Annotated in this window: 20 protein-coding genes and 1 pseudogene; 11 read left to right on the forward strand and 10 right to left on the reverse strand. The window is 69.7% G+C overall.

Annotation, left to right across the window (positions count from 1 at the left end):
• Window positions 1–44: 44 nt before the first annotated feature.
• Entirely contained in the window at window positions 45–1010 is a 966-nt protein-coding gene (locus PSQ21_RS36405; protein WP_274036513.1) for an NAD(P)H-hydrate dehydratase, read from the reverse strand.
• An 84-nt stretch (window positions 1011–1094) separates the two neighbouring features.
• On the opposite strand from PSQ21_RS36405, the gene trpD reads away from it, so the two are divergent.
• On the forward strand, window positions 1095–2156 hold the full coding sequence (gene trpD / locus PSQ21_RS36410) for an anthranilate phosphoribosyltransferase (protein WP_274036514.1): 1062 nt from the start codon (window positions 1095–1097) through the stop codon (window positions 2154–2156).
• Window positions 2157–2164: 8 nt separating this feature from the next.
• Here trpD and PSQ21_RS36415 read toward each other — a convergent pair whose 3' ends face one another.
• Window positions 2165–2950 (reverse strand): nucleoside-diphosphate kinase, encoded by a 786-nt coding sequence (locus PSQ21_RS36415; RefSeq protein WP_274036515.1) that lies wholly within the window; start codon window positions 2948–2950, stop codon window positions 2165–2167.
• Window positions 2951–3217: 267 nt separating this feature from the next.
• On the opposite strand from PSQ21_RS36415, the gene PSQ21_RS36420 reads away from it, so the two are divergent.
• The 4 genes from PSQ21_RS36420 to PSQ21_RS36435 all read left to right on the forward strand — a co-directional run bounded on the left by PSQ21_RS36420 (window position 3218) and on the right by PSQ21_RS36435 (window position 6414).
• On the forward strand, window positions 3218–4045 hold the full coding sequence (locus PSQ21_RS36420) for an SDR family oxidoreductase (protein WP_274036516.1): 828 nt from the start codon (window positions 3218–3220) through the stop codon (window positions 4043–4045).
• A gap of 301 nt (window positions 4046–4346) precedes the next feature.
• Window positions 4347–5330 (forward strand): hypothetical protein, encoded by a 984-nt coding sequence (locus PSQ21_RS36425; protein ID WP_274036517.1) that lies wholly within the window; start codon window positions 4347–4349, stop codon window positions 5328–5330.
• A 503-nt stretch (window positions 5331–5833) separates the two neighbouring features.
• Window positions 5834–6037, forward strand: coding sequence for a cold-shock protein (locus tag PSQ21_RS36430; RefSeq protein ID WP_010982331.1), 204 nt, complete (start codon window positions 5834–5836; stop codon window positions 6035–6037).
• 224 nt (window positions 6038–6261) lie between these two features.
• Window positions 6262–6414, forward strand: coding sequence for a hypothetical protein (locus PSQ21_RS36435; protein ID WP_274036518.1), 153 nt, complete (start codon window positions 6262–6264; stop codon window positions 6412–6414).
• A 163-nt stretch (window positions 6415–6577) separates the two neighbouring features.
• Here the strand turns inward: PSQ21_RS36435 and PSQ21_RS36440 are convergent, their stop codons facing one another.
• Window positions 6578–7162 (reverse strand): hypothetical protein, encoded by a 585-nt coding sequence (locus PSQ21_RS36440; RefSeq protein WP_274036519.1) that lies wholly within the window; start codon window positions 7160–7162, stop codon window positions 6578–6580.
• A 248-nt stretch (window positions 7163–7410) separates the two neighbouring features.
• Window positions 7411–7497, reverse strand: a pseudogene (locus PSQ21_RS37935) (coenzyme F420-0:L-glutamate ligase); the annotation flags it as partial.
• 109 nt (window positions 7498–7606) lie between these two features.
• On the opposite strand from PSQ21_RS37935, the gene PSQ21_RS36445 reads away from it, so the two are divergent.
• The 5 genes from PSQ21_RS36445 (at window position 7607) to PSQ21_RS36465 (ending at window position 14493) form a co-directional block, all read left to right on the forward strand.
• Window positions 7607–8356: a coenzyme F420-0:L-glutamate ligase gene (locus PSQ21_RS36445; RefSeq protein WP_274036688.1), complete on the forward strand. Its 750-nt coding sequence runs from the start codon at window positions 7607–7609 to the stop codon at window positions 8354–8356.
• A gap of 26 nt (window positions 8357–8382) precedes the next feature.
• A complete protein-coding gene (locus tag PSQ21_RS36450; RefSeq protein WP_274036520.1) occupies window positions 8383–8529 on the forward strand; it encodes a hypothetical protein in 147 nt (48 codons plus the stop codon).
• A 182-nt stretch (window positions 8530–8711) separates the two neighbouring features.
• Window positions 8712–9152: a hypothetical protein gene (locus tag PSQ21_RS36455; protein ID WP_274036521.1), complete on the forward strand. Its 441-nt coding sequence runs from the start codon at window positions 8712–8714 to the stop codon at window positions 9150–9152.
• Between the two features lie 370 nt (window positions 9153–9522).
• Window positions 9523–11397 carry a hypothetical protein gene (locus PSQ21_RS36460; RefSeq protein WP_274036522.1) on the forward strand — a complete coding sequence of 625 codons (1875 nt, stop codon included), beginning with the start codon at window positions 9523–9525 and terminating at the stop codon, window positions 11395–11397.
• A 447-nt stretch (window positions 11398–11844) separates the two neighbouring features.
• Window positions 11845–14493, forward strand: a complete 2649-nt coding sequence (locus tag PSQ21_RS36465; RefSeq protein WP_274036523.1) for a hypothetical protein — start codon at window positions 11845–11847, stop codon at window positions 14491–14493.
• A 160-nt stretch (window positions 14494–14653) separates the two neighbouring features.
• Here PSQ21_RS36465 and PSQ21_RS36470 read toward each other — a convergent pair whose 3' ends face one another.
• Window positions 14654–14869, reverse strand: a complete 216-nt coding sequence (locus tag PSQ21_RS36470; protein WP_274036524.1) for a hypothetical protein — start codon at window positions 14867–14869, stop codon at window positions 14654–14656.
• A 272-nt stretch (window positions 14870–15141) separates the two neighbouring features.
• Between PSQ21_RS36470 and PSQ21_RS36475 the strand changes: the two genes are divergently transcribed.
• On the forward strand, window positions 15142–15339 hold the full coding sequence (locus PSQ21_RS36475; RefSeq protein ID WP_274036525.1) for a hypothetical protein: 198 nt from the start codon (window positions 15142–15144) through the stop codon (window positions 15337–15339).
• A gap of 131 nt (window positions 15340–15470) precedes the next feature.
• Here the strand turns inward: PSQ21_RS36475 and PSQ21_RS36480 are convergent, their stop codons facing one another.
• From PSQ21_RS36480 to PSQ21_RS36500, 5 genes are all read right to left on the reverse strand, one after another.
• Complete coding sequence (locus tag PSQ21_RS36480) at window positions 15471–15902, reverse strand: hypothetical protein (RefSeq protein WP_274036526.1); 432 nt, start codon at window positions 15900–15902, stop codon at window positions 15471–15473.
• Between the two features lie 74 nt (window positions 15903–15976).
• Entirely contained in the window at window positions 15977–16873 is an 897-nt protein-coding gene (locus tag PSQ21_RS36485) for a ParB N-terminal domain-containing protein (protein WP_274036527.1), read from the reverse strand.
• Entirely contained in the window at window positions 16860–18083 is a 1224-nt protein-coding gene (locus PSQ21_RS36490; RefSeq protein ID WP_274036528.1) for a DUF3440 domain-containing protein, read from the reverse strand. Before PSQ21_RS36490 ends, PSQ21_RS36485 begins: the two co-directional genes overlap by 14 nt.
• Complete coding sequence (locus tag PSQ21_RS36495) at window positions 18050–19504, reverse strand: hypothetical protein (RefSeq protein ID WP_274036529.1); 1455 nt, start codon at window positions 19502–19504, stop codon at window positions 18050–18052. The genes PSQ21_RS36490 and PSQ21_RS36495 overlap by 34 nt, the downstream gene beginning before the upstream one ends.
• On the reverse strand, window positions 19501–19902 hold the full coding sequence (locus PSQ21_RS36500) for a hypothetical protein (RefSeq protein WP_274036530.1): 402 nt from the start codon (window positions 19900–19902) through the stop codon (window positions 19501–19503). The genes PSQ21_RS36495 and PSQ21_RS36500 overlap by 4 nt, the downstream gene beginning before the upstream one ends.
• Window positions 19903–20040 lie beyond the last annotated feature (138 nt).

Raw genomic sequence — 20040 nt, forward strand, 5'->3', positions numbered from 1 at the left:
AGGAAGGGGGGCGGTTGGTCGGAGTGAGCCGTGGTTGCGGCTGGTCAGCTCGCGGCCGGCTCCGGCTGGGTGAGCAGGTCGCGCAGCGCGGCGCCGACCTCGTCGATGAGCTCCCGCGACAGCCAGCCGGGCCCGACACGGTCAGCAAGCCGGGTGCCCGCGGTACCGGTCAGATGACAGGCGAGGGCTGCCGCGTCCACGGCGGGCAGAGCTTGGGCGAGGAGCCCGGCGGCGGCTCCGGCGAGGATGTCGCCGGTTCCGTGGCGGGCGAGCCCTGGGTGTCCGGCAGGAACATCCCAGGTGCGCACGCCGTCACTGATCAGGTCGGTTGTGCCCTTGGCGACCACCACAGCACCGGTCTGACGGGTCAGTGCCGTCAGCGCGGCCGGACCCAGGCCCTGTCCTCGGCCCGGAGCCGGTGCGGACGCAGGGAGGAGAGCCTGCGCCTCATGCCGGTTGAGCAGGACCAGGTCCGGCCCCAACGCCCGGATGCGTCGCAGGCCCGACTCGCCGCCGCCGAGAGACCCGTCGACCACCAGGGCCGCAGACCGGTCCCCGTCGCGGACGTCGGCGAGCGCGGCAAGGACCTCCCCGGCCCGGGGGCTGCCGCCCAGACCCGGCCCGACCAGCCAGACCACCCGCCCATGAGCCCCCGACGCGGTCAGCGTCGCACCCATCCGGGCGGACACCTCCGCGACCAGGCCGACAGCCGCAGCGCCCAGCTCAGGGCCCGTCGTGGCGATCAGATACGCTTCCAGCGCGGCCTGCCGGGCGGCCGCCCCCGGCGGGGCCGCGATCCGTACCCCGTGTACGCCAGTGCGTCGGGCGGCCAGGGCGGCCAGGAACGGCGGTGCCGCATACGTACGGGATCCGCCGATCACGAGCACCAGCCCGCCATCGCCCTTGACCCCGCCTTCCGCCGTCCGCGCGGCCCGCGCTGCCGCCGACCGTGCCCACCGGGCGTCCACCCGGGTCACCGGCGCCGAGCCGTGCGCGAACCGCCCGCGCACGACGCTCCCACTCGCTAGGCTCGAACTCCGCACCAACCCGGCCTGGTTCGGCTCACCAGCCGCGGCCGCATCGAGGAGAACCCCGTGACCGCACCCGTCCGCACCTGGCCCCAGCTCCTCGCGACGCTCCTGCGCGGCGACGACCTGACCGCGGACGACACCCGGTGGGCAATGAGCGAGGTCATGGACGACTCCCACGAGCCGGTCGCCTTCGCCGGGTTCCTCGTCGCGCTGCGCGCCAAAGGCGAAACCGCCAGCGAGATCAGCGGGCTCCTCGGCGCGCTCATGGACCGCGTCACACCGCTGCCCGTCGACGGGAGCCAGGTCGTCGACATCGTCGGCACCGGAGGCGACGGCGCGCACACGGTCAACATCTCCACCATGTCCGCCATCGTCACCGCCGCCGCCGGAGCTCCCGTCGTGAAGAACGGCGGCCGCTCCGTCTCCAGCAAGAGCGGCTCCGCAGACGTCCTCGAAGCCCTCGGCCTGCCCCTCTACCTCAGCCCCGAACACGTCGCCCGGTGCGTCACCGAACTCGGCCTCGGCTTCACCTTCGCCCCCGCCTTCCACCAAGGACTGCGCCACGCCTCCCCCGTCAGGCGCACCCTCGGCGTCCCCACCGCGATCAACTACCTCGCCCCGCTGACCAACCCCGCACACCCCGGCGCCGCCCTGGTCGGCTGCTCCAACCCCCAACTCGCCCCCGTACTGGCCACCGTGCTCGCCGAGCGGGGCGCGAGCGCCCTCGTCGTACGCGGACACGACGGACTCGACGAGATCACCACCGCCGCCCCCACCGACGTGTGGACCACCGACGCGCACGGCGCGGTACGAACCACGACCGTCGACACGCTGCGCTTCGGTCTCGGCCGGCCCCAAGAGGATGCGCTGCGCGGCGGTGACGCCACCTACAACGCCAAGGCCGTCCACACCGTGCTCAGCGGCGCACCTGGCGCGGGCCGCGACGCCGTCCTGGCCAACGCTGCCGGAGCCCTGGCCGCCCACAGCGGCCTCGCCGACACGAGCTTCCAGGACGCCTTCGCCGACGGACTGGCCCGGGCCCGCACCGCCATCGACGACGGGGCCGCCGCCGGTCTCCTCAACCGTTGGATCAAGCTCGCCTCGGCACTCGCCGAGCCCGCCTGACGCGCGCCTCACCGCTGCATCCCATCGGCCAGCAGCGGGGCACGGCGCGACCAACCCTGCACCGCCGTCCACCGCTGCGGCGTCGGCTGCACGCTGGTGTCCGCCACCAACGCCGCGAACGCCTCACCACGCTCCAAGAAGCCCAACGGCGACACGGCAGAGCCCTGCGCGCAGCCGCGATAGGCCGCCCGTACGGCCGCGAGCGGCCCCTCCAGGACCGACGGCGACCCGCGGCCGTTGGCCCAGGCGGATGCCACCAGCGCAGCACGCTCGCGCCACGGCAGGAAGACCGCGAGCTCACGGACCACGTCCGCCGGATCATCACTCGTGTGCACCATCGTCAGCAGCCGATTGGGGCTGTTCGCCAGCGACCGCAGCGTGTCCGCCGGCCGGCCAGCCGGGTCGTTCCCGCCCTTCAAGACGGTCAGCCGCCTCGCAGCATCCCCTTCGGGATGCCGGTAAAGCACCACCAGACCCGGGCCGAGCTCCACCACCGCGTCGAGCAGAAGCAGACGCTCAGCCGTCGCCCGCTTCAACTGCCACCACCACAACGCCCGCACATCCCCGCGGCTCAGCCGCACCACACGCGCACCCAGCGGAACAAAGCCCGCAGAAGCGACCCGTTCGACGACCTCATGCGCCATGCCGGAGGCAGCAGCGTCCGGCCGCAGCCACAAAACCCCCGTCTCACAGGCGAACCGAACGGCCTCCCGCTCCCCCAGCACCCCAACCAGGCTCGCCCAACCCTCCCGCACGAGCGGATCCCCCGCGTAGAACTCCGACTTCTCCGGCACGCCGGTGAGCCAGCCAAGGGGAGGCGCCGGCAGGTCCGCCCACGCCTCCGCAGGGCTCGGTTCTGTCCTTGAACACGTCGTCACTCCAGCGCCCTTCGCTCATCGCGGCACGGCTGGTGCCAGCCACAACCAGCACACCGCCAACCGGCCGGACGCCTCAGGCCGTAGAGCGTGAACTGTGTGAACTTCAGTGCCCCAGACGTGAAGTCACGTGAAGTCGCCCGAATAGGAGCCCGTCGCCTCGCGCCCCGTCCTACGGTGTCGGGCATGACACTTCTCATCGTTGGAGGCAGCGGATTCCTGGGGACGGAACTGGTCCGACAGGCCAGCTCCGTCGGCCACCCCACCGTCGCCACCTACGCCAGCAGGCCGGGCGGCTGCAGCTCAGTCACGTGGAAGAAGCTCGACCTCCGCGATGTGCCGCGAATCGACGCCCTGATGGCGCAGATACGCCCCCGGGTCGTGGTGAACGCATCGAGCGGTGGAGCCGACTGGGCGGTCACGGCCCAAGGCCCCATCCACCTCGCGCTGGCCGCTGCGACGTACGGATGCCGGCTGGTTCACGTGTCCAGCGACGCCGTCTTCTCCGGCATCGGCAAGACCCACTACAACGAGACGTCCCTCCCCGACCCCATCACGCCGTACGGAGCGGCCAAGGCCGCAGGGGAGGCAGGGGTCCTCACCGTGCTTCCGGAGGCCGTCGTAGCGCGCACATCGCTGATCATCGGCCACGGTCGCTCCGAGCACGAGCGCCTGGTGCATGATCTGACGTCCGGAGCACGCGACGGGGTCCTGTTCACCGACGATTGCAGGTGCCCCGTCCACGTGTCCGACCTTGCATCAGCCGTGCTGGAACTGGCTTCCGGCCACGAGGCTGGTGTCCATCATCTCGGGGGGCCGGAGGCGCTCAGCCGCTACGGCCTGGGGCTCCTTATCGCACGGCGGGACGGAATCAATCCGTCGCTCCTTCCCGCTGGCCGGGCAAGCGCCAGAAACTACCGGGGCGCACTGGACGTGCGACTCGACAGCAGCGCCACGCAACACCGTCTCAGCACGACCCTTCGTGGCGCCAGCGTCTTTCTGAGCCAGGACTGACCTGCTCCCAGTGGCTCCTGCGTCCCAAACACCACAGCCGGCCACGCCACGGTACCCAGGGGAACAGCTGCCGCCGCGGCGGGAGGCGGCTCGGTCCTTCGTCGACCTGCTCACGCGTGCGAAGTCTGCGGCACGCCACTGCCGCTAGCCGAGTTGACACGAGCCCCGGTATCGTTGCGGGCGCGGCGTCTTCCGCCGTGTGGCGGCCGTTCCGACCGGCCGAGGATCCCAACGCATTCGCCCCCCGTACGCGCTCACGGCGTGCGGGGGTTCCGTCCTGCTGTTGACCGGGAGACTCGCCATGGAACTGTACGACCGACCCGACTACCGCGCCGCCGTAGAGGCACTGGAGCCCGGCTCCTGCCCGTTGCTGACACCGCTGGACGAGGTGAGGGTGCGTCGCAGCACCACCGCCCCCTGGGAGTGGGTACAGATGCCCGAAGGCTCCCCAGCCGGGTCAGCCCTCACGATGATCATGGTGCGAGGCGTGCTGCACGACGACATGCGTGTCATGGATCTCGTCGATCTCGCCTCCCAGCGCACCGTCTACCAGCACCTGGTCCCCTGCCCGTTGTGCCTGCACCGGGCAAACCCGGGCCCGCGGGTGTTCGGAGTGTGGGCCACCGAGCCGTGGATGGCCGCCGAATGGTCCCAGGGCCTGCGCGGTCCGGGCCCGCGAGGCCTTCTGGAGATGGCCTCTGCCGTGGCCGCCGAGGCGATGGCTCGGAATGTCGCGCGTCTCGTCGCGGAGCACGCGAGCAGAATCGGTGGGCTCGCACGTCTGCAGGTGTTCCAGATGCCGGTCGAGGACGGCCGGTGCCCCGGGTGGTATCCGCTGCTCGCCCAGGTCGGGACTGAGCTGTGGCTCTGGGACGACCAGCCGCCCGTGGGCGAGCGGCTGTGCCTGCCCGACCGGGTGCTCAGGGTGGGCAATGGCGGGACTGTCAGTGGCCACGACAGCCGAGGGGCAGCCGCTACCCGGCCCAGCCCCATGACCTGGGAGCCTCCGCCTTCCCCCTTTCACACGATCCGGGCAGAGGACGGGCGCGAGCTGACGTGGTTCGATGACGGGGACGGCGGGTTGCTCGTCTCCGTCCTCGACCCCTCGCGCGCAGATCCGGCGGCGCGCATGACGGCGCGGGGTGAGGAGTTTGTCGAAGGCGCACCGGCCGGGTTGGTCCTCTTCGGACACGGCATCAACACCCGGCCCCCGCTCACGGACCTACCCCGGCTCGCACCTCGGTTCGCCGACCTCGCCCCCTGCCCTTCCCGAACCAAGAGGTGACACCCCACCAGCAGCCCGACACGTGCGTATCACTGGTCAGGCCTGGACCGCGTGCGCGATGTCCCAGCAGCTGCGTCACGTGGCCCAGGTGCCGGTGGTCGTACGGGAGGATCAGCTCCTCGGCTGCGGCCGTGCCGAAGCGAAAGAACATCGACGGACCCGTCCTCCCGCCAGAGCCGGCGCCCTCCCCCGCAGGGATTCCGCCGAGGGCCCGGCGCGCTGACCTCTGTTCGTGCAGCTACTACTTCAGCGGGGTTCACGCCTGCCCGGCGCCAGGCCAGGCTGCTGGTAGGCAGAAAATCGCGCTCGTCCCTTCAGCGGTCCGTGGTGCCGAGGAAGCTATCGGTGTAGCGTCGGTCTCAGCTGTCATGGTTCCGAAGTACCGGTCGCCCGTGAGCAATGCACACGGGCGATTCTGCTGTTCAAAGTCTTGAGGACCAGGGCGATCACCTCCGGGTCCCGCAAGGTGCGGGATCCGAATTCGAGTCCCCTTGGAGGGCAAAATGGCCAGCGGAACCGTCAAGTGGTTCAACTCGGAAAAGGGCTTCGGCTTCATCGAGCAGGACGGCGGCGGACCCGACGTCTTCGCCCACTACTCCAACATCGCCAGCTCCGGCTTCCGTGAGCTTCAGGAGGGCCAGAAGGTGAACTTCGACGTCACCCAGGGCCAGAAGGGCCCCCAGGCGGAGAACATCACCCCCGCCTAACCTGAGCCTGCACAGCACCCGCCCCGCACCACCCGCTGGGCGGGTGCCGCCGGCCCTGCAAACGGACGCCTGCGCAGGACCGGGCACACGCTGTGCAAGCCATCGCGCCGCCAGCGGCGACCACGATCGTGTCGGCGGCCCGTGCGCGCCGGCGCAGAATCTCGGGCCCGGCGAGACCAACGGCCAGCCGCTGCGAGCGATCGCCTCGCTGGGAACCGGACGGCATGAACGCCGACTTCGAGCTGTCCCTGATGCCGCTGGCCATCATGCTGCCCTGCCTGCACCCGTTCGGCGACGAAATCACCCCGGCCGCAATGGCAACCTGCTGCCTCAACTCACCCACCTCGGCACCGAGCCCGAGGAGATTGCTGCGGTAGGGCTCGTTGACCGTGTCAACAACTGCCACGCAGGACCGCCGGTGAAGGCGCCCTTCCCGCCGGAACGGTGGGGTGCTCGGGTGACTACGAGCGCCACCCCTGCCAGACGCCTCGTTGCCCTTTCGGGTGCTCGGCTCTGCCACCATCCCGGCCCGAAGGCCGTCTACGACTGCGCGGGATCGGGACTCTGGGGGGCCGCGGCGGCAATGGAGGTGTAGAAGACCGAACGCCCCTGCTTACTGCGCTCGACCCGCCCTTGCGCAACTCCCTGCTCCAGAGAATTGCGCACGACGGCATCGGGTACCGTGCGTTCCGGGTGTGCCTCGGCAAGCGCTGATGTCACTTCCGCCGCGGACTTGGGCTCACTCTGACCAGCGAGATAGGCGGTAGTGCGATCGAGCCATGTCGGCTCTCCGGACTTCCTCGGCGAGGTTCCCTTCTGGGCGCCTGCCTTGCGTCCACTCGTCTGCGCCTTCCTCGCCGACTTTCCGCTTTGGGAGCGTGCTGCGGGAACGGCGACGACCGTGCTCTTCCCCTTCTTCGTCGTGGGTGGCTTCGGCGCACCGCCAAGCACCTCCTGCATCTTTGTCAGAAGCACCTCGCTCTTCTCCAGCTCATCGAGCTCGCTCTGCAGGCGCGCCAGTTCAGCGCGTACACGCTCTTGCTCGCCCCGGTTCTCTGCCAGGTCCTTGGTGACCCGCTGGGCATAGTCGTCCGTGACACTCGGGGCGGGAAGGGTTCCAGCCATGTGGTCCTCAGCTCTCGATGTGGTGGGGAGTATGTGGCGATGATGGTACTCATAGGGTTCCGGCCACTTGTCCAACTTGTGCCAAGACAACGAGTACGGCGGACGCCGAGGCCGTCCGCTGGCCATGGCGTAATCAGAAACGAAGGCCCCGGCAACCGCCGAAGATGGTGCTGCCGTTTCTGTCCGCGCTCAGTGATGCCGGGTACGCGCCCGTCCACGAGCAGAACGACGGTGTGATCCGGCTCTCACAGGGCGCGGGCGGAGTCGTCGGGGTCTACGGGCAGCAGCCACGCGCCCTCGGTCCCGGCCCGGTCGATCCCGGCGGAGGTCAGTTGTTTTCTGAACTACAGCTGAGTGGCTCCTCGGTGGAGGTAGCTTGCGCTGGTGGCCGACTTGTTGAGCCTTGATGACGACCACGCCCGCACTGATCAATCCCTCGTGCGCATGGAGCCCTCGATGATCACTAGCTCGTTCACGGCGTTCGCGCTGGAACCCTTCCCCACGATCAAGCCAGGCGAAGACCTGGCCGAAGCCATTACCACGGTCATGCAGGCCCAAGACGTCACCCTGCATGACGGGGATGTGATCGTCGTCGCGAGCAAGGCGGTCTCGACCTCGGAAAACCGCCGGGTGGACCTGACCACGGTCACACCGAGCGCGGAGGCCCTGGACCTGTCGGCCCGGACCGGAAAGCCCGCCGAGGTCGTTCAGCTGATCCTGGACGAATCGGACGAGCACTTCGTGGTCGGTGCCCACGGGCCGATCATCGCCCGACACCGCCTGGGCCTGCAGCTCACGGCAGCAGGCGTTGACCGGGACGGGCCGGACGCGGCATGGCTGTTGCCCACCGACCCGGATTCCTCCGCTCGCGCCTTACGCGACTCACTGGCAGCTGCGACCGGCATCACCGTCGCGGTCGTCATCGCTGACTCCGACGGGCGGGCTGATCGACGTGGCGCCACGGTGCTCTCGATCGGGGCTGCCGGAATCACTCCACTTCGCGTGACGGAGCATGTCGAACCTGACGGTGGCGTAAAGCACCAGGAGGAGACACTGACCGACTTGGTGGCCGCGGCGGCCGGCCTGATCCTGGGCCAGCGCGGCCGCGGCGCCCCGGTCGTCGTGCTCAGGGGTGTGGCGTACGAACCTGACAATGGCGGAGTGCGCTCTATGCTCCATCGCCGCGTCCCCTAATAATGCGTCGGCCCCGCATACCCAGGGTGCTCGCCGCCGCCGACGGCGAAGCGGCCGACCTTCTTGCTGCGGACGCAGGTTCTCTGCCCGACGGTATGACATGGATCGACCTCCTGAACATCGCGACGCTGGGCGCGTTCCTCGCTGCCACGGAGCCCGATCAGAGCAGGTGATTGGCCTGGCCGAGCACAACGGCCCGGCGTGTCTGTCCAGGGGGCGCCGGCCGCTGGCGGCCGGGTGCCAGCAGCACGGGCTTCCGAGACGATGGAGCGGCCTTGGATGTCAGTGCCCTGGACCCCACTCTCGGGGCAGGGCGGCGCACGGCGGTCCTGGTGAACGAGGAGGTCCACAGACAGTGCAGTCGGCAGCGGAGAAGGTTCGGGTCGGCGCGGCGGCTGAGACGGCAGCGGAGGCGGCTCTCGCTGCCGCAGGCTGGAAAGTGGTCAACCTCAATGAGCTGGCCAACAACTTCCGTTTCGCCGACCTTCTTGCGAAGCAGGGCTCCACGAAGCTTTTAGTCCAGGTCAAGGGCACAACGACGAGCGAGGGAATGTTCGGGGCTCTGCCCGGCCGCGCGCGGGGCTTGGACTTCCTTGCTGAGGAGCTCGACGCTATCGCACTCTATGCGCTCGTCCATCTGACGCCGGACGGGCCAGTCATCCGCTTCGGTCACGCCCAGCAAGTCGCCTTGCTCGCGGCCGAGCGGATCGCCGCCTACCACGGCACACTTCGTCATCACCTCTACATCACCGACTTCACCTATCAGGCCACGGATCTCGCGGAATTCGTTGAGTGACCGTTGAGCCAAGACCACGCGGCAGGCACGGGCCCGACGACCCCGGGCATCGTGGCGCAGACTCCGGGGACCTCCTGCAGGGTGTGCGGACCGCGAGCGGTCCGGAGGCTGTCCAGCAGGGCCTACCCCTCTGCTCCCGTCCGTGTGTCGTACGCCCTCGCGTGGTCGACGGGATCCTACGTCGGACCGCCGCTGTTTGCGGTACTGTGCCGACGGCTGCCCACGCAGCCGTGCTGGGGTGCCGTGCCCGGAATCGGTGCCAGGAAGGCAGAAGAAGACGTGGGCCTGCAGCGTCGTCATCACTGGCTGACCACAGCATCACGTGTGCTGTCTCTCTCGCATTGACCGGGCAGTGCCACAGGGAGACGTCATGCCCTCATCCCGCGCCCAGTTCGGTGAAGCGGTCCGACTGCGCCAGCAGGCCACCGGCGAGTCCTACAACCACGTTCAGCTGCTGATGAGTGCGGCCGCCGATACCGCATCAGTCATCCCTGCTCCCAGGCCCGCGCAACAGTGGTGGGAGTCCTACATTGTCGGCCTCCTCGCTCCGGTCTTCGGCCGCCACAACTCCGGGTCGCTGTTCGGAATCCGCAGTGTGACGCCGGCGGCTGACCACCTGATGGTGCGCATCGACCACGCTGATCTCGCCGCATGGGCGCACGCGCTGGTCGGCGCTGAACGCGCGCCCTCAGCTGGGCCTCGAATGCGCATCGAGGCGGCACCCAAGGGTGTGAAGGTCATCGAGGATGCGAGCGGGGCGATGATGGTCTTGGACCGCGCTTTCCCTCGACAGTGGCGGACCGCCATCGTGACGGCCCGGGCATCGCAGTACGCACAGGACGGGTCCGTCGAGCGGGCGGTGGAGCTGTCCCAGTCCCTGTACGGGTTCGAAGCCTCGGCTCTGCTGCGCCGTCCCCGCCTCGTCACCGCCGCCGCGCCGGACGGGCAGGTGCACCTGGAGGTACGTCAGGAATCCGACGGCCACCCCCGGCTGTTCACGGTCGGCGGCACGGAACCGCGCCCCGCCTTGTGGCACGCCCTCGACACCGTGCCGAAGGCCTTGTACCCCGCCCACGAAGGGCCGACGGACCCGGCACCGGGTCGGGCGGATCAGCAGGACGGTGCTCAGGCTCGCGATCAGCGTGTGCTCGATGCCGTGCTGGCCTACTCCGACAAGCCCTACTGGAAGTTGGATAGGCCAGCGCAGGGCATCGGCTGGGGTGACGTCGTCCTGATGCTGGGCCGCATGTGGCCTCGCCTGGACTGTTCCACCCGGAAGGCTTTTGAGGACCGTTCCATCGAAGCACCCGACCCCGAGTGGCTCGCGATGTACGAGCGGCTGTGGCAGTGGACGGTCGTGCAGGGGCGCCCTTTCTCCCGGAGCCTCAGCGTGGACGGCCACCCGGTGGGGAACTGGGTATGGAAGCACCTGCACCGGCCCTCTGCGTATGCCCGCGGGAAGGAACTCATGACGGCAGCGCTCGCCGACATCATCACTTTCGGCGGCCCCCACCGCGACCTGCTGCCGTACGTCCCTCCCCAACTCCCGTACAGGGCCTCCCTGGACCGTGCTCGCCGGGCCGGGAAGCTGGAGGACCTGCTGGAGCAGGACGAGGCGATGTGCCGCTCCACCCGCGCCCCGGCCATCGCCCGTGCGGGCGCCCCTGATCCAGCCCGCGGCCTGGTGATCCAGGTGTGCCTCGGTTACCAGGACGCCGCCTCCAGTTTCACTCTGACGTGCCGTGCCGATCACACATGGGTGCATCTCGCCGAGGCCATCGACCGCGTCTTCGCCCGTGACGACGACGTGCACCTTGCGGGCTTCTACTTCAACTCCGCGACCTGGAAGCTGCCGAGCCCCGGCAACTTCTACTACGCCCAGAGCTACGAATGCCTTCGGGTGGAGCCGCCCCGCCGCTGTGACCCGGCCGACAAGTTCGTGCCCGGTCAGCTACCGAGCGACGGGACAGCGCTGTCAGCGATGCTCGCCCCCGGCTTCGCCCTGGGCTACCTGTTCGACTACGGCGACAAGTGGATGCACAATCTCCGCGTCCTGCGCTGGACCCACCCGGACGAGGACGCTCAGCTCGACACGGGCCAAGGAGGACCGTTGCTGGCAATCCGGCCCTTGACCCCGCCCCCGAACCAGTACGACCTCTACGAAGAGGACGAGGCGCCGGACTGGGACCACTACCTGGCCCTGCCCTCCCTCCGGCAAGCACGGCCGGACGCCGGCACCGAGTGATCCTGGCGCACACCGGCGCAGTGGAGATCCGCACCGTACGGAAGGGAGCCGCGCTCGCACTGGGGCGGCACAGAGCCGCGTTCGAGAAGGACAGTGAGACCGCGCGAACCGGCAGACGCGCCATCCTGCTGCCCGCGCGTCGGGCAGCAGTTCGACGGGCAAGAACGAGAGCGGGCGAGCGCGTCACGGACCGCCAAGAGGCGTCCAGGGCGGAACCGACTGCGGGCACCTCTCTTCGAGGGAGGTGTCTGCTCGGGGTAGCATCGTGCGGACGCATTTCACCGTGACGCGTGCCGTGTCTGGACCCACCTCCGGGCTTTGGTGAATCCAGCCGCCGCTGGAGGGTGACGCAGTGGTGCTGTGGCGACTTCCTCGTCCTTGACCGCCCTTGCACACTCGGCGTATGTCGTGGTGGGACGGCATGACGCGGAGCGTGCAGGAGCCGTCATGTCCTCGAAGAACCATCCCACCCATCGCCGGCAGACCGCCCGGGCCCTCAGCAAAGCGACGGGCTGGGGGTACCAACGGGCTCTGGAGCTCGTCGTCGACGCCGCCAACAAGAACCTCCTCCCCTCGGTCCTCAACGCCGAAGGTCGCGCGGAAGCCGTCCGGATCCTCACCGAACTGGGCGACACCGCCAAGCCGTCCTCGCCCGCTCCCCTCGCGAAAAGCTATCTGCAGGCACTGCTTGCGGAGTTCCGCCTCCTGGGATGGGGATCAGGCGACAACCCAGAGCTGGACGTCTTCGGCCTGACCACATACGCGGGACCGGTCGCGGGCCTGAGCCTGTCGGTCGGACGGGCGGACCACGATAGCGGCGGCGACGAGCATGATCCGGACGACCCGACCACATCGGACCTGTCCAAGCCGCTGAACCTGCTGGCCATGTGCCCCTCGGGCAACGCCACCGTCGAGGACTACGAGGACGGCCTGGCCGACTGCTCCACCGAAACGGTCCGCGTCACCGCGCGCCGCATGGACTCCGCCCTCGGCAAGACGCGGCTCCGCAAGGTCCGGGGCAGCGAGAACATCTCCACCGAGCCGTGTCCCATCTGCGCAGACCGCTACCCCGAGCACCACCTCCTCAGGAACTCACCCAGCGCCGCCCCCGTCTGCCCCGCCTGCATCTTCGACGGCGACCAGCCCTACCGCACCGACCTGCCCTACCTCGCCGTCGCGCTCGACCGGCTCCTGCACGACGATCTCGCGGCGCCGGCCGGCTGGGACGCAGTCGCCGCTGTCCTCGCCCTCACCTGCGGCCCCAACCTGGGCACTCGGCTCGAACGAGCGCTGAAGGAGCGCGGCGCGTGGCCCATCGTCATGGAACGCTGGGGTGTGCCGCTGACCCGGTCCTGGATCTGGCTCCCGCAGCCGACGCACCGGCATGAGGCCTTCAAGCACCTGGGCGCCGGTGCGACCGTGGCCGCGCTCGTCGACGCCGTCGACCGCTACGACCCGGGGGCCCAGGCCGCGGCGAAAGCCCTGTGCCGGGCCTCGGAGGTGCGCTGGAGGCCCGCGCTTTGGCCCTGCGCGGTCGCCTACGCCGTGGCCTTCTCCACGCAGGGGCACGAGCGTGACCGGCATCGGCGTCCGCTTCACGTCGTGCACTCCCTGAGCGACGGCCTTTCCCAGACGATGAAGCCCTTCGCCGTGACCGGGGACGCCTCGAACGTGGAGTACGGGCTGGAAGCGCTCCTCAAGCATCAGCTGTTCCCGATGCTCCTCGGCCACAGCGCCGACGAGGGACCCGACGACCGCCGCCGCGAGTACGGGGCGCAGCCGGACGACGAGCGGCCCGCCCGGAGGCGGGACGAGGCCCGTCTCACCCATCGCATCGACCGCGCGAACCAGGTCGCCGTCATCCTGGGCACCCTCCCCTTCGCTCCGCCCGGAGCCCCGGCCTGGGACGGAACAGCGATCACCGGAGCCCCGGCCGAGTCGCTGGGCAGCACGGAGCCCTCCAGCGAGCTGTGCCACGCGATCCGGGCTGAGGCCCGTCAGCAAGCCGCCGAGGCCCTCTACGACCTCGACACCCCAGGCCCGGTGGACGCCGATCACGCCTGGGACCGAAACGGCTGGTGGATCCCCTCGTCGTACCCCGCCCACGCTGTGCGGCAGGCGCAGCAGTTCCTCGGCACCCGGACCAGGGTGGAGGTGCTGTGGTTCGGTCCCGACGGGCAACTGGGCGAACCCGTTCGGATCCGCGTCGACGTCACCGGAGTCCATCCGCGCAGCACCGGCCCCAGGGATCTTCCGGAGCTGGAGGTGTGGGACGGGCAGTCCGTGTTCGGTCTCGTCTTCTCCGATATCGGGCTGGTTGAACGGGCCGATCCCGAGGCCGAACTCACTCCCGTCTGGCCGGCGGCCGCCCCTCCCGAGCAGGACCACGAACACCAGATGAAGGAAGCAGAATCCGTCCCGGCGGAGACGGCGAAGGACGAGCGGCCGCTGCCCACGCTCGATGAACTGTCCCTGCTCACCGACCGGTTCCTGCACCTGGCGGGTCACCGGCTCGGCAAGGGTTGGAAGGACGTCGACCAGGCCGCGTACGCGACCCACCAGCGCCTCGAGAAGGCCCTGGAGGCCGAGTACGCGGGGTTCCTGGCCACGAACATCAGGGTGTGGATTAACCTCTTCGATACCACTCACCCCTGCCCGAGCGGGCCGGGCGAAGGGCTGCCCGCATATGCCCTGACCGGCAAGCCGTACGAGGTGGACATCAACGTCCACGCGCATGATCCGTCGTGCGGCTGCGGGCAGGAGTACGGCTACGGCGACTTCTCCGACCGTGTCTGCCAGCTGCTGATCGTGTTGTCCCTTTACGGCGGGCTGATCGAAGCCCACCCCATGCTCAAGAACGACACCGAGGACACAGGGGTGCTGCGCGACGTGACCTGGGAGGTCGACGGCCCCGACGGATATGACTTCCGGGAGGTTCAGCGTCGGGTCATCCGGGACGTCACCGACCCGCACTCGCCTCGAAACGTCGACACCAACCCGACATACATCCCGCCCCACATGGCGGCGGACGGGTGGTATCTGCCCGAAGGTGGAACGTCGATGATGTTCCATGGTTGCCGGGACGAGGCCGGCTGATCGCCTCCTCCGCGCTGACGTCTCACGAAGGTCTTCGGAGGCGTCAGCGCGCGGAGTGGCGATACTTCATCCGCACCGTTGCGTTCGGGGGTCACCCTGAACGCCACCCCGCGTCCTACCGGAGGCAAGGGCGCCTCACAGCAGGGGCGCCCCCCGGGGGTCACTCCTTGACAGGATCGTTCAGACCGGCGCGTTCCAGCGAGTCGAACAGCTCGGCCACGTTCTTCGGTGACAGTGACGTGCGCAGGTTGGCTGCAGCGTCAGCGACGGCTTGCTTGGTTTTCGGCTCCGCGTCCCGCCAGCGGGCCGACATCTGGTCCAGGCGCGCGGTGTCTCCCGGAGAGGGGGTCAGAATTCCATCGTCGCTGTCTCGCACCGACAGCTCCTTTCCACAGTTCGAGGGCGGCTTAGCGCCGGTCAGTTGCCGAGCACCAGTGTCGCGGCCGGCGGGGCCGCTATCGGCGGCCGTTCGGTTCGCAGCGATTGTCCCATCGCCGCGTGGATGATGTATGGGAACGGACTGATCCGGGAGCCGCCCAGCTACGCGGCTTTCCCCTTGCTGCCGGGCCCAGAGCTCTACGGTGCCCCGCCGGGTGGGGACGCGAGGAGGTTCGGACGAGTCGTGGAACGGTATCGGACCTCCCACCCGTGAGCGCGCAGGAGGTCCGCGTAGGTCTCGACGAGCACGAACTCCTCGGCCGCGGCGTCGGCGAAGGAGAGGCCGGAGAGAGCGCTTGGGAACAGGGTTCGGTGCTGGACTCGTACCCTTTCCTGGCCCGGAGCGCCGGCAGCCACCAGAAAGCCTGGTCGGGAGACTCTCCCGGTCTCGTCGAACGCGGCTGCTGAATGGTGCTCCGCCAACACGGCTATCGCGCTCCGAACTACCTGGTCATCGGCCGGATCGGTCGGCTCCACGGATACTCCTTTCAGGTTGCGGCAGGACCCTTTCACGCCGAGGGGTTGGAGGTTGGGGCTGCTCAGTCTCGTCGGACATCTGCGGGGCGTACGAGCATGGTCATGTTCTTGGTGGTTTTCACGACGTGGAAGCCGGCTTTCTGGTGTGCGGTGGCGACCTCGTGCCGGACGGTGGCGTGGAGATCGCGGTCGTGGCCGAAGTCACGCACGGCGGCTTGGACGAGCGTATCGAGAGCGTCGTCGTGGCCGGGCAGGACGTAGAGGCTTTCCAGCAGGGTGCGGCGGGTACGGCTGGCAGTCTGGTTGACCGCGCAGAAGCCGCGCAGCCGGCCGTCGGTGTCCTTGAGGACGAACCAGGTCTTGGTGGGCTCGTCCCACGGGTAGCCCTCGATGAAGCGGTACACCTCGTGACGGGCGAGGTAGGGGCCAAGGGTGGCGTAGAAGTCGGGATCGGCGTTGGTGAGGCGTACGGGTTCCGACGGCTGGGTGGTCATAGGGCTTTCTCCACGGGGCTTGATGCCTCGGCGCGCTCTGCCGGCTCAGCCAGGGTGCCGGGGGCGTGGACGTGTTACGGCTGGCTGTCGCGATCTGTGAACGGGTCGGCGGCCTCGGCCTCCCATGCTTCGGAGAACTCTTCTGTGGCGAAGGCTTCGGCGAGTCCGCTGACCTGGGAGAGGCGGGTGACCTCGTCGGGCTGCATGCCGAGGTGTTTCTCGAACCACGCGTACGGCTTCCTCTGCCTGCGGAGTTCGAGGACCATTTCGGACAGGCCTTCGATGGTGTGGATGCCGCGGGCTGCGTTGTGGCGGATGGTCGCGGCCTGGCGGTCTTCGCGTGCCTCGCGGTCGGTGTTGATGACGGTGATGGGGAGGTAGCCGTGCAGGCGGGCGGCGACCGTGGTGGCGTTCTTGCCGATGAGGTGGCGGTGGAATCCGTCGACCACTTCGATCGTCGTTGCTGCGTCGGCGTCGTTGGCCGGGGGGTCGTCGCGTTGGGGGCGCCAGGCGACGATGGGCTGGGTGAAGCCGTCGGCGGTGATGGAGTGTTCGAGGAGTTGCATCTGCCGGGGGGCGACGGCGTTGGGGTTGTACGCATTGCCCTCGACGGTGTCGGCCTTTTCCCAGAGGACGAGGTCGACGGGCTCGCTCTGGAAGGGGCTCTGCTCGTGGAGGAGGGTGCGCAGGGCGTTGAGGGTGGTGACGCGTTCATCGAGGGGCAGGTCGGCGAGCGCGTCGATCAGGGGCCGTGCGGCGTTCACGATCTGCGCACCCGTGCCGGTTTCGGGGAGCGGCGGGGTCCGGCGGGGCGCTGAGCTGCTGCCCTGAGGTGTGGCCGCCGACGGGGCGGGCGCGAGGGGGATGTCGAGAGCGGTCTGCTCGCTGGCGGGCGCCGGCTTGGGCGCGGGCATTGCGTCGTCGTTGCCGGGCGGGCGCCGGTCCGGGGCGGGCTGGTCAGACGGTGCCACGGTATCCCCACTCCTGCGTCTTGATCCTCATGCGCTTCTTGTATTCCTCGTAGGAGTTCTTGTTCTTCGGCGGAGCCATCGCGAACTCCTTGCACCAGTAGTCGTAGGACAGCATCATCTTGACGATCCGTTTCCAGGACGGGGTTTGTTTGTCGAAGGGCCCGTCGTCGGGGATGACGCCGTCGGTGTAACCGTTGTTCTTCTGGTGCCAGCGAATGAAGACGGCGATCTTGATGCGGAAGTGCTCGGCGGTCTGCGGGGGCATGGAGTCCAGGAGGTTCTGGGCGAACTGCTCCCAGGTGATGGAGTCCGGTTTGGTGACCTTGATGCGGCCGGAGACGTTGCCGACTTCACGGGCGGTGCGGGCGCCGAACTCGGCGCCCTGGACGCGGGCGGCGACCTTCCCCCAGGTCATGGGCTCGATCAACTGGTAGAGCCACAGGCCGCGTTTCTGGTCGTCGCCGTAGGGCTGGCACAGGCGCATCTGGTGCAGGGTGAGGCCGGCCTGGTGCATCCGGTCGTAGACCGTGTTGTACGGGATGCGGTCGCGGCCGTTGTACGTCCAGATGTCCTCGACACGCCAGTCGTAGATCGGGTACGCGTTGTACGTGCGGGCGGTGATCATCGTGGTCCACGGCAGGTCGTCGTGGCGGGTCTTGCGGGTGCTGGCGATGGTCCGGTAGCGGTTGAGGGACTCCTGGGTGCGGATGCCGACGAGGCAGGCGGTCATCCGGCCGCCGTTCTGCTGGGAGTACCAGTCGCCGAACTTGGGGACGAAGTCCTCGAATTCCATTCCGCGTTCGAAGAAGTCGAAGTAGTTCTCGTCGCCGATGGCTTCCTCGGGGCGGGGGCGGACCCATGCTTCTTCCTTGCCGGGATCCCAGCACATCCATTGCGGCTCGAACGTGGAGACGGCGTTGCGGAGGTTGAGCGGGAGGGCGACCCAGTGGACGTCGGTGACGTCGGCGTGGCGGGCGAGCATGAGGCGGAGGTAGTCCTCGGTGGCCTGGTACTGGGCTTCGAGGTCGACGATGAGAACGCCGAGCCGGCGGCCGAGACGGCGGGCCTCGTTGGCGGCGAGTTCGAAAGTGACGCCGGAGTCCTTGCCGCCGGAGAAGCTGACGTAGACGTTGGGGAAGTCGCGGAAGATGCGGGCAATCCGCTGACGGGCGGCGGTCAGGACGTCCATTCCAAGGCCACGCTTAGCCATGCTTCCACCTCCTTCCTAGTGATCTCGGTGATGTCGCCTTCGGCGGTGACGCGCACGTAGGCGCGATGTTCGCCGGTGACGCGGGTGCGGGGGCCCAGGGTGCGGCGCAGGGCGCGCCAGTTGGGGGCTGGCGGGCCTACGGGGCGGGAGACCTCGTAGACGCGGCGGGGGCGTAGGGTCCAGGCGTCCAGGACGCCGCGGTGGCCGCGGGCGTCGGCCTGGTCGTAGTCGGTCTGGGGGCGCAGGAAGGTGCGGGCCAGGCCGTGGCGGGGGTCGTGGCCGGTGAGTTCGGCGACCCAGCCGCTGTCGCCGTGGATGCGTTCGATGACCTCGCGGGCGAGGAACGTGGCCCCGGTGGGGCGGGTGGCGAGGGCGGTGTCCAGTTCGGCGGCCAGTGCGGGTACGGCTTCGGGCCAGGTCGCGGCGCGGGTGAGGGCGAGGGTCCGGCCGTGGCGGGTGGTGCGGGTTTCCAGGATGCGGGCGAGGACGGTCATGTGGCCGCCTGCGTCGAGGATCCGGCCGCCGGGGAGGTCGGGGGGCAGTGGGGGTTCGCCGGGGCGGGGAGTGTGGTGGATGCGGCGGACGGTGCCCGGGTCCCAGGGGCTGGTGTCGTGGGCGGGTGCGGTCACGATCCAGCGGGGCAGCCCGTCGGCGGGCTCGGGGCAGGTTCCGGGGGCGTGGTGGGCGCCGCGCTGCCAGTAGCCGGTGCCTGCCGGGACGGTGGTGCGACAGGTGCGGCACCAGGCGTCGGCCCTGAGGGGCGGCCCGGGAAGGGGCTGCTGGGGACACGTGTGGTGGGCGGGCCGGTAGCGGCCGAAGTCGTCGTCACCCTGCAGGGTCGCGGTGCCCTGTCCGGCGGCGACCCAGCCCTGGCAGCGGGCGCACCGGCCGGGGCGAGGGTTGGACATCAGTTCCCGGGGGCGGGCCGGGCACGTGCCGCAGACCAGGAGGCGGCCGTCGGCGGTGTGGTGGATCAGGCCGTCACCGGCGGGCAGGTTCCGGTGGCAGCGCAGGCAGGTGCCGTCGGTGCGGCTCGGCGTGATGAGGAGGCGGGCGGTGTGCTGGTGTGCGCCGGCGGCGAGCAGCAGGCGCAGGCCGCTGATCTCGCGGGTGCCGAGGGGGCTGCGCCGGTTCCAGCGGCCGGCCTCCCGCAGGCCGGTGCCGGTGGTCAGGAGGGCGGTGATGTCCCAGCGCCCGGCACCGCGGTGGTGGTCGACGGCCAGGACGAGGGCGCCGAGGGGGAGCTCGACGGCAGCCCGGGGGGTCAGCCACGTTCCGTCGAGGTCGCGGGCCCCGGCGGCGCTGTCCGGTATGGCGGTGATCAGCCGCCGCCACCCCTCCCCCGCGCCGTCGGCGGGAGCGGGGACCGTGATCCGGGTGCGCGCCGGTGCGACGGCGGTCGCTGTGCGGGCGGTACTCATGCCGGATCCTCGCCCGGGGTCCGGGGCACTGTCGCCCTGGCGGGGCGTGGGTAGTGGCCGCGTTTGCGGCGGCGGGGCCACCAGGTGTGGACCTCGGCGTAGAGCCAGCGCTGCCCGTCGGTGCCGGGAGCCGGTGCCGGTGCTTCGGGATCGTTGCGCAGGGCCCGGTTCAGGGTGTCCGCGCGTACTCCGAGGTGTCGGGCGATCTGCGCCTGGTGCAGGGGCTCCCGCGTCACCCGCGAGGTCGGGGCAGGGCGCCCGGACCGGCCCGCCGCGTAGGTGGCGAGGTGGGCGTCGACGACCTGGGGGGCGTAGCTGAGCTCGTTCTCCACCCAGGTGCGGCCCTTCTCCTCGACGAGGCGGTGGATGAGCTCGGGGAGCGTCTCGCGGGGGGTCATGGGCCCTGACTCGGATCGGCGGCGGTCGGGGCGATGGTACCGCCGTCCCGAGCACAGTGTGCCGACCGCACGCCCCAGGGGCGGGCTTCCGGAATGGGGCAGGCGGCGAGTTCGCGGCACCTCGGTCCTCCTCTTCGG

Origin of the sequence: Streptomyces sp. MMBL 11-1 (assembly GCF_028622875.1) — a bacterium.
In the GTDB taxonomy this organism is placed as follows: domain Bacteria; phylum Actinomycetota; class Actinomycetes; order Streptomycetales; family Streptomycetaceae; genus Streptomyces.